Origin of the sequence: Halomonas llamarensis (genome assembly GCF_023555005.1) — a bacterium.
GTDB lineage: Bacteria > Pseudomonadota > Gammaproteobacteria > Pseudomonadales > Halomonadaceae > Vreelandella > Vreelandella llamarensis.
In genome coordinates, this window is sequence record NZ_JAMJPJ010000114.1 from 1 (window position 1) to 391 (window position 391).

A 391-nucleotide genomic window follows, 5' to 3' on the forward strand; every position below is an offset into this window, starting at 1 on the left:
CCGAGCTGGCCGTCGATGAAGACGACAGCCAGACGGATGATTCTCAGACTGACATCACCGACGAAACGGCATCTGCCGAGAACGCCGCTGCCCCAGTCAAAAAGCGCACCCGCGGTGGACGCGCAGCCCTGCCACCTGAGCTGCCTCGCGTCGAGGTGGTTCACGAACTGGACGAGGCCGAGCGTTGCTGTACCGAAGACGGCACTGAACTCAAGGTCATCGGCGAGGCCGTTAGCGAAGAGCTTCACGTGGTGCCCGCCCGGGTGGAAGTGATTCGCCATGTGCGGCGTAAATATGCCTGCCCAACCTGCGAAGAAAATATCCAGACAGCCCCGGCACCGGCCAAACTCCTGCCCAAGAGCAATGCCAGTGCCACCCTGTTGGCTTACGT

General features: G+C 61.6%; 1 protein-coding gene. It reads left to right on the forward strand.

Annotated features, from left to right (window positions below; genetic code table 11):
- Window positions 1-391: IS66 family transposase zinc-finger binding domain-containing protein (locus M8006_RS17830; protein ID WP_250084573.1), on the forward strand; the 391-nt coding region annotated here is incomplete at both ends.